10 protein-coding genes are annotated in these 11,902 nt (G+C 64.0%); 1 reads left to right on the forward strand and 9 read right to left on the reverse strand.

The genetic code is table 11. From position 1 onward, the window contains the following. The first annotated feature begins 92 nt into the window (after positions 1-92). Positions 93-686 (forward strand): DUF4337 domain-containing protein, encoded by a 594-nt coding sequence (locus ACVW16_RS16930; RefSeq protein WP_456700292.1) that lies wholly within the window; start codon positions 93-95, stop codon positions 684-686. A gap of 57 nt (positions 687-743) precedes the next feature. Here ACVW16_RS16930 and ACVW16_RS16935 read toward each other — a convergent pair whose 3' ends face one another. The 9 genes from ACVW16_RS16935 to mdh all read right to left on the reverse strand — a co-directional run bounded on the left by ACVW16_RS16935 (position 744) and on the right by mdh (position 11,845). Continuing rightward, positions 744-1,274, reverse strand: a complete 531-nt coding sequence (locus ACVW16_RS16935; RefSeq protein ID WP_456736903.1) for a hypothetical protein — start codon at positions 1,272-1,274, stop codon at positions 744-746. A gap of 35 nt (positions 1,275-1,309) precedes the next feature. Further along, complete coding sequence (gene lpdA / locus ACVW16_RS16940) at positions 1,310-2,710, reverse strand: dihydrolipoyl dehydrogenase (protein ID WP_456736902.1); 1,401 nt, start codon at positions 2,708-2,710, stop codon at positions 1,310-1,312. Between the two features lie 56 nt (positions 2,711-2,766). Beyond that, positions 2,767-3,528 (reverse strand): SDR family oxidoreductase, encoded by a 762-nt coding sequence (locus ACVW16_RS16945; RefSeq protein WP_456700295.1) that lies wholly within the window; start codon positions 3,526-3,528, stop codon positions 2,767-2,769. Between the two features lie 54 nt (positions 3,529-3,582). Further along, positions 3,583-4,815, reverse strand: coding sequence for a 2-oxoglutarate dehydrogenase complex dihydrolipoyllysine-residue succinyltransferase (gene odhB / locus ACVW16_RS16950; protein ID WP_456700296.1), 1,233 nt, complete (start codon positions 4,813-4,815; stop codon positions 3,583-3,585). A 166-nt stretch (positions 4,816-4,981) separates the two neighbouring features. Then, positions 4,982-7,939 carry a 2-oxoglutarate dehydrogenase E1 component gene (locus ACVW16_RS16955; protein WP_456736901.1) on the reverse strand — a complete coding sequence of 986 codons (2,958 nt, stop codon included), beginning with the start codon at positions 7,937-7,939 and terminating at the stop codon, positions 4,982-4,984. Positions 7,940-8,073: 134 nt separating this feature from the next. Continuing rightward, positions 8,074-8,958 carry a succinate--CoA ligase subunit alpha gene (gene sucD / locus ACVW16_RS16960; protein ID WP_456736900.1) on the reverse strand — a complete coding sequence of 295 codons (885 nt, stop codon included), beginning with the start codon at positions 8,956-8,958 and terminating at the stop codon, positions 8,074-8,076. Between the two features lie 36 nt (positions 8,959-8,994). Next, positions 8,995-9,474 carry a DUF1579 family protein gene (locus tag ACVW16_RS16965; protein WP_456700298.1) on the reverse strand — a complete coding sequence of 160 codons (480 nt, stop codon included), beginning with the start codon at positions 9,472-9,474 and terminating at the stop codon, positions 8,995-8,997. A 4-nt stretch (positions 9,475-9,478) separates the two neighbouring features. Beyond that, positions 9,479-10,675, reverse strand: coding sequence for an ADP-forming succinate--CoA ligase subunit beta (sucC, locus tag ACVW16_RS16970; RefSeq protein WP_456736898.1), 1,197 nt, complete (start codon positions 10,673-10,675; stop codon positions 9,479-9,481). 201 nt (positions 10,676-10,876) lie between these two features. Continuing rightward, a complete protein-coding gene (gene mdh, locus ACVW16_RS16975; RefSeq protein ID WP_092233999.1) occupies positions 10,877-11,845 on the reverse strand; it encodes a malate dehydrogenase in 969 nt (322 codons plus the stop codon). Positions 11,846-11,902 lie beyond the last annotated feature (57 nt).

Here is an 11,902-nt window from a genome sequence, read left to right on the forward strand (position 1 = left end):
GTTCCTGACATCAAGCTGTCATCGCAAGCATGCCTCTTGCGCAGGCCGCGCGGTTCGGTCAATCGTTGCGGAACCGAACAGGAGGGGGATTCATGAGCGCACACGAAAGCATGGAGCAGGCCGAGCATGCCGAGCACGCATCCGGCGAGAACAAGAAGATCGCCCTGCTGATCGCGGTGCTGGCGCTGTTCCTGGCGATCTCGGAAACGCTCGGCAAAGGCGCGCAGACCGAATCGATCAGCAAGAACGTCGAGGCCTCCAACCTCTGGGCGTTCTTCCAGGCCAAGAGCATCCGCCGCACCGTCGTGCAGACCGCCGCCGAACAGGGCAAGCTGACGCTCGGCAGCACCGGCGACGAGGCCATGAAGGCCGCGGTGCAGAAGCAGATCGACGACTGGCAGAAGACCGCGGCGCGCTACCGCTCCGAGCCCGAGACCGGCGAAGGCACCGAGCAGCTCTCCGAGAAGGCCAAGGAAGCCGAGCACCAGCGCGACGAGGCGACCGCGAAATACCATCACTTCGAGCTGGCGTCGGCGGCGTTCCAGATCGGCATCGTGCTGGCATCCGCCACGATCATCACCGGCATGCTGCCGCTGGCCTGGATCGCCGGCCTCTTGACGCTCGCAGGGCTCGGCATGACCGTGCTCGGCGCATGGGCGCCGCATCTGCTGCATCTGCACGGGTGAGCAGGACCGCCACACACACCACTGTCATGCCCCGGCTTGACCGGGGCATCCAGCAGCTCAGCGCGCCTCGTGCACGCTTTTGCGAAAACGCTGGATCAGGCGAAGCGTGCGGGAGGACCAGCCTTCTCCGTTGCCGGTGACCAGCTCGCGGAGGCGGCGCTTGACCGGGTCGACCAGCTCGGTCGCCTTGGCGCGCAGCCGCAGGACCGTTTCGTAGAGCCGCTCGAACCAGTGCATCTCCAGAAGCTTGTCGCGCGTGACGTCGAAGACGAAGGCGGTGACACCGACGCCGAGCATCTTGGCGAACAGGATCGTGAAGACCGCGCTGGTCCAGTATTCATGCGTGAGCAGCCACAGGCCGACCAGCTTGAGCGGAAACAGCGGGATGATCGGGACCGCGAAGACGATCAACGTCATCGCAGGCGACAGCGCGTCGACGCGCTCTGCCAGCCATGATTTGAACCGGGCGAGCGGGATCAGTGCCACGACCCGCGCGACAACAGGCTCGAGATGATCCCACAGCCAGGCTTCGATCAGGAAGATGATCGCGAGCAGGACCCAGACCGGTTGAAGAAGGCGGCGCAGCATGTGATGTCCCGCCGGATTTGGCTCCAGGCGCGATCCTACATATGGATGGCCCGCTTGCCGACTGCAAGCGCGGCTTCCTTGACGGCCTCGGAGCGGGTCGGATGCGCGTGGCAGGTGCGCGCGAGATCTTCCGCACTGCCACCAAACTCCATGAGAACGCAGGCCTCGTGGATCATTTCGCCGGCCTCGATGCCGATGATGTGCACGCCGAGCACGCGATCGGTCTTCGCATCTGCGAGAATCTTCACGAAGCCCTCAGTGGTCTGATTGACCTTGGAGCGGCCGTTGGCGGTAAAGGGAAACTTCCCGACGGTATAAGCGACGCCGGCCTGCTTCAGCTCTTCCTCGGTCTTGCCGACGGAGGACACTTCCGGGGTGGTATACACGACGCCTGGGATCACGTCGTAGTTCACGTGGCCGGCCTGGCCTGCGATGATCTCCGCGACCGCAACAGCTTCATCCTCGGCTTTATGGGCAAGCATCGGGCCCGCGACGACGTCGCCGATGGCATAGACGCCCTTCAGGCTGGTGGCGAAATGCGGATCGATCTGCACGCGGCCGCGCTGATCGAGCGCAACGCCGGCCTCCTTCAGACCGAGACCATCGGTGTAGGGCACGCGGCCGATGCAGACCAGCACGACGTCGGCCTCGACAGTCTCGGCGGGGCCGCCGGCGGCGGGCTCGATCGTCGCCTTCAGCGTCTTGCCCGAGGTGTCGACCGCGGTGACCTTGGTCCCCAGCTTGAACGCAAAGCCCTGCTTCTCGAGGATGCGCTGGAATTGCTTGGCGATCTCGCCGTCCATGCCGGGCAGGATGCGGTCGAGGAATTCGACGACGACGACTTCGGCACCCAGGCGCTTCCACACCGAGCCGAGCTCGAGGCCGATCACGCCGGCGCCAACGATGAGCAGCTTGCCGGGGACCTTGTCCAGCGACAGCGCGCCGGTCGAGGACACGATGCGCTTCTCGTCGATCTCGATGTCCTTGAGGCGCGCGATGTCCGAGCCGGTCGCGATGACGATATTCCTGGTCTCGATCACCTGCGACTTGCCGTCGGCCGACACCTCGACCTTGCCGGTGGCGAGGATCTTGCCGGTGCCCTTGAGCACGTCGACCTTGTTCTTCTTCATCAGGAACTCGACGCCCTTGACGTTGCCGTCGATGCCCTGCTGCTTGAAGTTCATCATCGCCGGCAGTTCGAGCTTCGGCGCGGAGACGCTGATGCCCATCTTCGCGAAGGAATGCGCGGCTTCCTCGAACATTTCGGAGGCGTGCAGCAGCGCCTTCGACGGCATGCAGCCGACATTGAGGCAGGTGCCGCCGAGCGTTGCGTTCTTTTCGACCACGGCGACTTTCATGCCGAGCTGGCTGGCGCGCACCGCGCAGACATAACCGCCAGGTCCGGTGCCGATGACGACGAGATCGTAGGTAGCCATGAGAGAAAGTCCCGTAATTTCAACGTTATGAGGATGTGTCAGCGTCCGCCGGCGCGTCAGCGACCGCCGGACACATCGAGCGTGGCTGCGGTGACGTAGGAAGCCTCGTCCGACATGAGCCAGATGATGGCATTTGCAATTTCATCCGCGGTGCCGACGCGCTTCATCGGCACCAGATGGGCCAGGCGATGATGCCGGTCAGGCTCGCCGCCGGAGGCGTGGATGTCGGTATCGATCAGGCCCGGGCGAATACCCGCAACGCGAATGCCTTCGGCTGCGACCTCGTAGCCGAGGCCCGTGGTGAAGGAATCGATCGCGCCTTTCGACGCGGCGTAATCGACGTAAGTGTTGGGCGCGCCGAGCTTGGCCGCGACCGATGACAGATTGACGATGACGCCGCCCTTGCCGCCGTGCTTGGTCGACATCCGCTTCACCGCCTCCCGCGCGCAGAGGATGGAGCCGGTGACGTTGACCGCCAGCACGCGCTGGATGCGCTCGGCCGACATCTCGTCGACGCGCACGCCGCTCTTGCCGACGATGCCGCCATTGTTGACGAGCGCACCGAGCGTTCCGAGCTTGTCGGCTTCCCTGAACAGATCGAGGATGTCGCTCTCTTCAGCGACATCGCATTTTACCGCGATCGCCCTGCCGTTGCCGGCTTCGATTTGCGCGACCACCTCGTCGGCGGCCGTCTTGTTGCTGGCGTAGCCGACCACGACGCGATAGCCGCGCGCGGCCGCTGCAAGCGCGGTCGCACGACCAATACCGCGGCTGCCGCCGGTGATGACAACCACCTTATCCGTCACATCAGCCTCCATGATTCGACAGGCGCCGTCGCACCGATCGCGACGGCGCTCCCAGAGCTTCAGGGATCAGAGATCGAGCACCAGACGTGCCGGATCTTCCAGGCTCTCCTTGACGCGAACCAGGAAGGTGACCGCTTCCTTGCCGTCGATCACGCGGTGATCGTAGGACAGTGCCAGATACATCATCGGACGGACCTCGATCTTGCCGCCGACGACCATCGGACGGTCCTGGATCTTGTGCATGCCGAGAATGCCGGACTGCGGGGCGTTCAGGATCGGGGTCGACATCAGCGAGCCATAGATGCCGCCGTTGGTGATGGTGAAGGTGCCGCCCTGCATCTCGTCGATCTTGAGCTGTCCGTCACGGGCGCGACGACCGAAATCGGCGATGCCCTTCTCGATGTCGGCGATCGACTTGTGGTCGCAGTCGCGCACGACGGGGACGACGAGGCCCTTGTCGGTGCCGACGGCCACGCCGATGTGGTAGTAGTTCTTGTAGATCAGATCGGTGCCGTCGATCTCGGCGTTGACGGCCGGGATATCCTTCAGCGCCTGCACGACGGCCTTGGTGAAGAATCCCATGAAGCCGAGCTTCGAGCCATGCTTCTTCTCGAACGCATCCTTGTAGTGGGCACGCAGCGCCATGACGTTGGTCATGTCGACCTCGTTGAAGGTCGTGAGCATGGCCGCGGTGTTCTGCACGTCCTTGAGGCGGCGCGCGATCGTCTGGCGCAGCCGGGTCATCTTGACGCGTTCTTCGCGGGCAGCGTCATCGGCCGGCGAGGCGCTGCGCACCTGCACGGCGGCAGCGGGCTGGTTCACCGGAGTCGGCGCGGAGGCCGCACGCTCGATCGCGGCGAGCATGTCGCCCTTGGTGACGCGGCCGTCCTTGCCGGAGCCCGGAACGGTCGAGGCGTCGACGCCGGTCTCGGCGGAGAGTTTTCGCACGGACGGAGCGAGCGGAGCATCGGCCGGCGGCGCCTTCGCGGCCGGAGCCGCAGCGGCGGGAGCCGGAGCAGCTGCCGCAGGCTTGGCGGGCGCTGCCGCAGGCTTGGCACCGGCCGCGCCTTCAGTGATCTGGCCGAGCAGCGCGCCGACCGCAACGGTGGTGCCATCAGCGGCGATGATCTCGCTCAGCGTGCCGGCGGAGGGCGCCGGGACTTCGATGGTGACCTTGTCGGTCTCGAGCTCCACCAAGGGCTCGTCGACGGCGACGGCATCGCCTGCCTTCTTGAACCAGCGGCCGATGGTGGCCTCGGTGACGGATTCGCCGAGCGTCGGCACACGAATTTCAGTCATGGTCTTTTCCTTAAGGGGATCGCCTATGCGGTCATGAATTCCTGATGTCACGGCCAGCGAAAAAGCAGGCCATCCAGCAAGCCGGGACGCTTCGCATGCACGAGGACGTCACGTCTTACCGGATGCCCCGCTTTTGCAAGCGGGGCATGACGCAGTTCGAAAAAGTTCAGCTCAGTGCTTCGTCCAGGAACGCCTTCAGCTGCGCCTGATGCTTGGACATCAGACCCGTGGCGGTCGCCGCGGAGGCGGCGCGGCCGACATAACGCGGACGCCGGCTTGCGCCGTTCACCTGGTTCAGCACCCACTCCAGATAGGGCTCGATGAAGTGCCAGGCTCCCATGTTGCGGGGCTCTTCCTGGCACCAGATCACCTCCGCCTTCTTGAAGCGGGACAACTCGGCCACCAGCGCCTTCAGCGGCACCGGATAGAGCTGCTCGACGCGCATCAGATAGATGTCGTCGATGCCGCGCTTCTCGCGCTCTTCGTAGAGGTCGTAATAGACCTTGCCCGAGCACAGCACGATGCGGCGGATCTTGTCGTCCGGAACGAGCTTGATCGGCTCGTTCGGCAGCATCTGGGCGTCATCATACAGGATGCGGTGGAAGGTCGTGCCCTTCGCGAGCTCCTCGAGGCGCGAGACCGCCCGCTTGTGACGCAGCAGCGACTTCGGCGTCATCAGGATCAACGGCTTGCGGATCTCGCGATGAAGCTGGCGGCGCAGCACGTGGAAGTAGTTCGCCGGCGTGGTCGGGTAGACCACCTGCATGTTGTCTTCCGCGCACATCTGCAGGTAACGCTCCAGACGCGCCGAAGAGTGCTCCGGTCCCTGGCCCTCATACCCGTGCGGCAACAGGCAGACGAGACCGGACATGCGGAGCCATTTGCGCTCACCCGAGGAGATGAACTGGTCGAACACGACCTGGGCGCCGTTGGCGAAATCGCCAAACTGCGCTTCCCACAGCGTCAGCGTGTTTGGCTCGGCGAGCGAATAGCCGTATTCGAAGCCGAGCACCGCCTCCTCCGACAGCAGCGAGTTGATGACCTCGTAATGGCCCTGCTCGTTGCCGAGATGGTTGAACGGCGTGTAGCGGCTCTCGTCCTCCTGGTCGATCAGGACCGAGTGGCGCTGCGAGAAGGTGCCACGCTCCGAATCCTGTCCGGACAGACGCACGTGATGGTTCTCGTTGAGCAGCGAGCAGAACGCCAGCGCTTCGCCGGTCGCCCAGTCGATGCCCGTGCCGCTATCGATCGCCTTCGCGCGATTTTCCAGGAAGCGCTGGATGGTGCGGTGAACGCGGAAACCATCCGGCACCTTGGTGATCTTGCGGCCGATGTCCTTGAGGACGGGCAGATCGACGCCGGTGACGCCGCGACGGGCATCCTCTTCCTGGTCGGCGATCTTGAAGCCCGCCCATTTGCCGTCGAGCCAGTCGGCCTTGTTCGGCTTGTAGGAGGTGCCGGCCTCGAACTCGGCATCGAGCCGCGCGCGCCAATCGGCCTTGGCCTTGTCGACCTCCCCCTGGGTCATCACGCCTTCGCTGACCAGCCGGCGGGAATAGAGCTCCAGCGTCGTCGGGTGAGCCGCGATCTTCTTGTACATCACCGGCTGGGTGAACGCCGGCTCGTCGCCCTCGTTATGGCCATGCCTGCGGTAGCAGAACATGTCGATGACGACGGGCTTGTGGAATTTCTGCCGGAACTCGGTCGCGACCTTGGCCGCGAACACCACGGCTTCCGGATCGTCGCCGTTGACGTGGAAGATCGGCGCGTCGATCATCTTCGCCACATCGGACGGATAGGGCGAGGAGCGCGAGTAGCGCGGATAGGTGGTGAAGCCGATCTGGTTGTTGACGATGAAGTGCACGGAGCCGCCGGTGCGGTAGCCCTTCAGGTCCGACAGGCCGAAGCATTCGGCGACCACGCCTTGGCCCGCGAACGCCGCGTCACCATGCATCAACAGCGGCATCACCGAGATGCGCTGGTCCGGCGGATCGCCGTGCTGGTCCTGCTTGGCGCGAACCTTGCCGAGCACGACGGGATCGACGATCTCGAGATGCGAGGGGTTGGCGGTCAGCGACAGATGGATGCGGTTGCCGTCGAACTCACGGTCCGAGGACGCGCCGAGGTGATATTTGACGTCGCCCGAGCCTTCGACCGCATCGGGATTGGCCGAACCGCCCTTGAACTCGTGGAACAGCGCCCGGTGGGCCTTGCCCATCACCTGCGTCAGCACGTTGAGGCGGCCGCGATGCGGCATGCCGAGCACGACTTCCTTCACGCCGAGATTGCCGCCACGCTTGATGATCTGCTCGAGCGCGGGGATCAGCGATTCACCGCCGTCGAGGCCGAAGCGCTTGGTGCCGGTGAACTTGGTGTCGCAGAATTTTTCGAAGCCCTCGGCTTCGACCAGCTTCATCAGGATGGCGCGGCGGCCTTCGCGGGTGAAGGAGATCTCCTTGTCCGGCCCCTCGATGCGCTCCTGGATCCAGGCCTTCTGCGCGGCATTGCTGATGTGCATGAACTCGACGCCGAGCGTCTGGCAGTAAGTGCGCTCGCAGATCGCGGTGATTTCGCGCAAGTTGGCGTATTCGAGACCGAGCACGTGATCGAGAAAGATCTTGCGGTCGAAATCGGCTTCGCTGAAGCCGTAGGTGCGCGGGTCGAGCTCTTCGCGGTTGCGCGGGGCCTCGATGCCGAGCGGATCGAGCTTGGCGTGAAAGTGACCACGCATGCGATAGGAGCGGATCAGCATCAGCGCACGCACGGAGTCACGCGTGGCCTGGAGCAAATCGGCAGAGGAAATATCGGTGCCTTTGGCCTGCGCCTTGGCGGTGATCTTGCTGCCGACCGCCTTCTCGACCTCGGCCCAGTTGCCGTCGAGGGCGGAGGTCAAATCGTCCTTCGGGGTCAGCGGCCAGTTGGCGCGCTCCCAGGATGGCCCTTCCGCGTTCTTCCGGACGTCAGCCGGCTGGTCGTTGAGGCTCTTGAAGAACTCCTGCCACTCGGCGTCGACCGAAGACGGGTCCTTCTCGTAGCGGGCGTAGATTTCGTCGATGTAGGTGGCGTTGGTGCCCTGCAAAAAGGATGAGAGGGCAAAGGCTGCGTTCGCGTCCTGGCGAGACATACTGGGTTCCTGGCGATTTCGGTTCGCGCAAACAAACGGCGCTGGCGTCGAGCTCCCGGCAGAGGCTCGACGCGATGGGCACCATTTACCCTATTTGCTGCGAAACTTCGCCCGGAAAAGTACCAAGAAGTGAATTAACTTTTCAATTTTTCGGCAAGCGTATGGCCGAGGCGCGCGGGAGATGGCGACACTGTAATCCCTGCGGATTTCATCGCGTCGGTCTTGGAACCGGCGTCGCCCTTGCCGCCCGAGATGATCGCGCCGGCATGGCCCATGCGACGGCCGGGAGGTGCGGTAACACCGGCGATGAAACCGACCATCGGCTTTTTGCGACCACGCTTTGCCTCGTCCTTGAGGAACTGGGCAGCATCTTCCTCGGCGGAACCGCCGATCTCGCCGATCATGATGATCGACTCGGTCTTGGGATCAGCCAGGAGCATTTCGAGGACGTCGATGAACTCGGTTCCCTTGACCGGGTCGCCGCCGATGCCGACCGCGGTGGTCTGGCCGAGGCCTTCCTGCGAGGTCTGGAAGACGGCTTCGTAGGTCAGCGTACCCGAGCGGGAGACGATGCCGACCGAGCCGGTCTTGAAGATGTTGGCCGGCATGATCCCGATCTTGCACTCGCCCGCGGTCATGACCCCCGGGCAATTCGGCCCGATCAGCCGCGACTTGGAGCCGGCCAGCGAGCGCTTCACGCGCACCATGTCGATCACGGGAATGCCTTCGGTGATGCAGACGATCAGCGGGATCTCGGCGTCGATCGCTTCGCAGATCGCGTCCGCCGCACCCGGCGGCGGCACATAGATCACCGAGGCATCGGCGCCGGTCTTCTCACGCGCTTCGCGCACGGTGTCGAACACCGGCAGGTTCAGATGGGTCGAGCCGCCTTTGCCGGGCGAGGTGCCGCCCACCATCTTGGTGCCGTAGGCAATCGCGGCTTCGGAATGGAAGGTGCCGTTCTTGCCGGTGAAGCCCTGGCAGATGACCTTGGTGTTCTTGTCGATCAGGATGGACATGAGGTCTGCTTTCGCGAAACTAACAGAGTGAGAGGATCAGTGGATGCGCCGGTAGACGCCGGTGAGCACGTCAGCCCAGCCTTCCGCGTCCGGCGAGAACTGGACCTTCAACGAGTAGGAGGAGTCGTCGATGATCTCATAGACGTGGCGCGCGTTGCCGCGGAGCGAGCCGCGCACCAGCGTCAGGGTCTTGCCGACCCACCCGCCGGAGGCGGGCGAGGGCGGGGTGTAGCCAAGCGAATCGTACCAGAACAATTTGTAGGTCCGGTCGTCGCGGTCGTAAGTGAAGATGCCGTGGGTGGCGAAGCTCTGCTTGCCGTCGCGCATCTGCACCGAGTCCTGAATCAGGTAGAACCCGTTCAGGTCCATGCGCGCGACGACGTGAGACGTGGCGGTGCCGCCTTCCGTCCAGCGCGACGGAAAGACCACCTCTTCACCATTCCATTCGCCGGCGAACGCGGCGAGACGCGCATGCTCTGCAAGTGGAGACGACGCGGAGAGATGGTCCTGGGCCATGAGCTTAGCCTCCCTTGACGGCCTTCACGATCTTCTGCGCGGCGTCGTCGAGATTGTCGGCCGGCACCACGTTCAGACCGGATTCGCGGATGATCTTCTTGCCGAGCTCGACATTGGTGCCTTCGAGGCGAACCACCAGCGGCACACTGAGGCCGACCTCACGAACCGCAGCCGTGACGCCCTCCGCGATCACGTCGCACTTCATGATACCACCGAAGATGTTGACCAGGATGCCCTTCACATTGGGATCCGCGGTGATGATCTTGAACGCTGCCGCAACCTTCTCCTTGCTGGCGCTGCCGCCGACATCGAGGAAGTTCGCCGGCGCCATGCCGTAGAGCTTGATGATGTCCATCGTCGCCATGGCGAGACCGGCGCCGTTGACCATGCAGCCGATATTGCCGTCGAGGGTAACGTAGTTGAGGTCGTACTTCGACGCCTCGATTTCCTTGGGGTCTTCCTCGGTCTCGTCGCGCAACGCGAGCACGTCGGGATGACGGAACAACGAATTGTCGTCGAACGATACCTTGGCGTCGAGCACGCGGAGCTGGCCCTGCTTGGTCACGACCAACGGGTTGATCTCCAGCATCGACATGTCCTTGGCGACGAACGCCGTGTAGAGCTGCGCGGTGAGCTTCTCGGCCTGCTTGGCGAGATCACCGGAGAGCTTCAGCGCCTTGGCAACTGTGCGGCCATGATGGCCCATGATGCCGGTCGCGGGATCGACCGAGAAGGTCACGATCTTCTCGGGAGTCTTGTGCGCGACGTCCTCGATGTTGACGCCGCCCTCGGTCGAGACGACGAACGAGACGCGAGAGGTCTCGCGGTCGACCAGGATCGAGAGATAGAACTCCTTGTCGATGTCGGAGCCGTCCTCGATGTAGAGGCGGTTGACCTGCTTGCCGGCCGGGCCGGTCTGCACCGTCACCAGGGTAGCGCCCAGCATCTGCTTGGCGAACTCGGAGACCTCCGCGGCCGACTTGGCGATGCGGACGCCGCCCTTGTCGCCGGCCGAGGCTTCCTTGAACTTGCCCTTGCCGCGGCCGCCGGCATGGATCTGGCTCTTCACCACCCAGACCGGGCCCGGCAGAGCCATGGCCGCAGCGTCTGCGTCGGTGGCACTGAGGACGGGAACGCCCTTGGAGATCGCTACGCCGAACTCGCTCAGCAGCGCTTTGGCCTGATATTCATGGATATTCATATGGTCGCTCCCTGAACCCGCGGGCGGTGACCCCTCAGGGCCCACCTCAGTCTTGTGGCTGGCATACCATATACCACAGCAACTGCAACCCGGATTCTCTGATGTCGGAAATCTTGGGCCGGACCCCGTCCCGGCTAGCCGGGGCCCGGAAATGAAACCGCCGAGAACCGGTTTTCGGTCCTCGGCGGGAGTGTTGAGGCTTTAGCGACCGAGAAGATCGGGGGCGATCTTCTTGCAGGCATCGACCAGGCCCTGCACCGCGCCAACCGACTTGTCGAAGGCCTCGCGGTCCTTGCCGGCGAGTTCGATCTCGACGACGCGCTCGACACCCTTGGAGCCGATCACCACGGGCACGCCGACATACATGTCCTTCACGCCGTATTCGCCGTTGAGGTAGGCGGCGCAGGGCAGCACGCGCTTCTTGTCACGCAGATAGCTCTCGGCCATCGCAATGGCCGAAGCAGCCGGCGCATAGAAGGCCGAGCCGGTCTTGAGCAGGTTGACGATCTCGGCGCCGCCGTTGCGGGTGCGGTCGACGATCTCGTCGAGGCGCGCCTGCGAGGTCCAGCCCATCTTGACGAGGTCGGGCAGCGGGATGCCGGCAACGGTGGAGTACTTCACCAGCGGCACCATGGTGTCGCCATGGCCGCCGAGCACGAAGGCAGTGACGTCTTCGACCGAGACGTTGAACTCGTCGGCCAGGAAGTAGCGGAAGCGCGCGGAGTCGAGCACGCCGGCCATGCCGACGACCTTCTTGTGCGGCAGCCCCGAGGCCTTCTGCAGCGCCCAGACCATGGCATCGAGCGGGTTGGTGATGCAGATGACGAAGGCGTCGGGGGCGTATTTCTTGATGCCCGCACCAACCTGCTCCATGACCTTGAGGTTGATGGAGAGGAGGTCGTCGCGGCTCATGCCGGGCTTGCGCGGCACGCCGGCGGTGACGATGCAGACCTTGGCGTTGTCGAGCGCCTCGTAGGAGTTCGCACCGCTGTAGTGCGCGTCAAAACCGTCGACCGGCGAGGACTGCGCGATGTCGAGCGCCTTGCCCTGCGGCACGCCCTCGGCGATGTCGAACATCACGACGTCGCCCAGTTCTTTCAAGCCGATGAGGTGAGCCAGCGTTCCGCCGATCTGACCGGAGCCAATCAAAGCAATCTTGTCGCGCGCCATGTGAACTGTCCTCTAGACACGTAAGGAGGGGAAACTGAGAGGGTGGTTATCCCTTTC

The organism is Bradyrhizobium sp. USDA 4474, from assembly GCF_054057515.1.

Excerpts from the sequence above, each read along its gene's own strand:
- ACVW16_RS16930 (WP_456700292.1), top strand. The coding sequence starts at position 93 with ATGAGCGCACACGAAAGCATGGAGCAGGCCGAGCATGCCGAGCACGCA.
- ACVW16_RS16935 (WP_456736903.1), bottom strand. The coding sequence starts at position 1,274 with ATGCTGCGCCGCCTTCTTCAACCGGTCTGGGTCCTGCTCGCGATCATC.
- lpdA (WP_456736902.1), bottom strand. The coding sequence starts at position 2,710 with ATGGCTACCTACGATCTCGTCGTCATCGGCACCGGACCTGGCGGTTAT.
- ACVW16_RS16945 (WP_456700295.1), bottom strand. The coding sequence starts at position 3,528 with ATGGAGGCTGATGTGACGGATAAGGTGGTTGTCATCACCGGCGGCAGC.
- odhB (WP_456700296.1), bottom strand. The coding sequence starts at position 4,815 with ATGACTGAAATTCGTGTGCCGACGCTCGGCGAATCCGTCACCGAGGCC.
- ACVW16_RS16955 (WP_456736901.1), bottom strand. The coding sequence starts at position 7,939 with ATGTCTCGCCAGGACGCGAACGCAGCCTTTGCCCTCTCATCCTTTTTG.
- sucD (WP_456736900.1), bottom strand. The coding sequence starts at position 8,958 with ATGTCCATCCTGATCGACAAGAACACCAAGGTCATCTGCCAGGGCTTC.
- ACVW16_RS16965 (WP_456700298.1), bottom strand. The coding sequence starts at position 9,474 with ATGGCCCAGGACCATCTCTCCGCGTCGTCTCCACTTGCAGAGCATGCG.
- sucC (WP_456736898.1), bottom strand. The coding sequence starts at position 10,675 with ATGAATATCCATGAATATCAGGCCAAAGCGCTGCTGAGCGAGTTCGGC.
- mdh (WP_092233999.1), bottom strand. The coding sequence starts at position 11,845 with ATGGCGCGCGACAAGATTGCTTTGATTGGCTCCGGTCAGATCGGCGGA.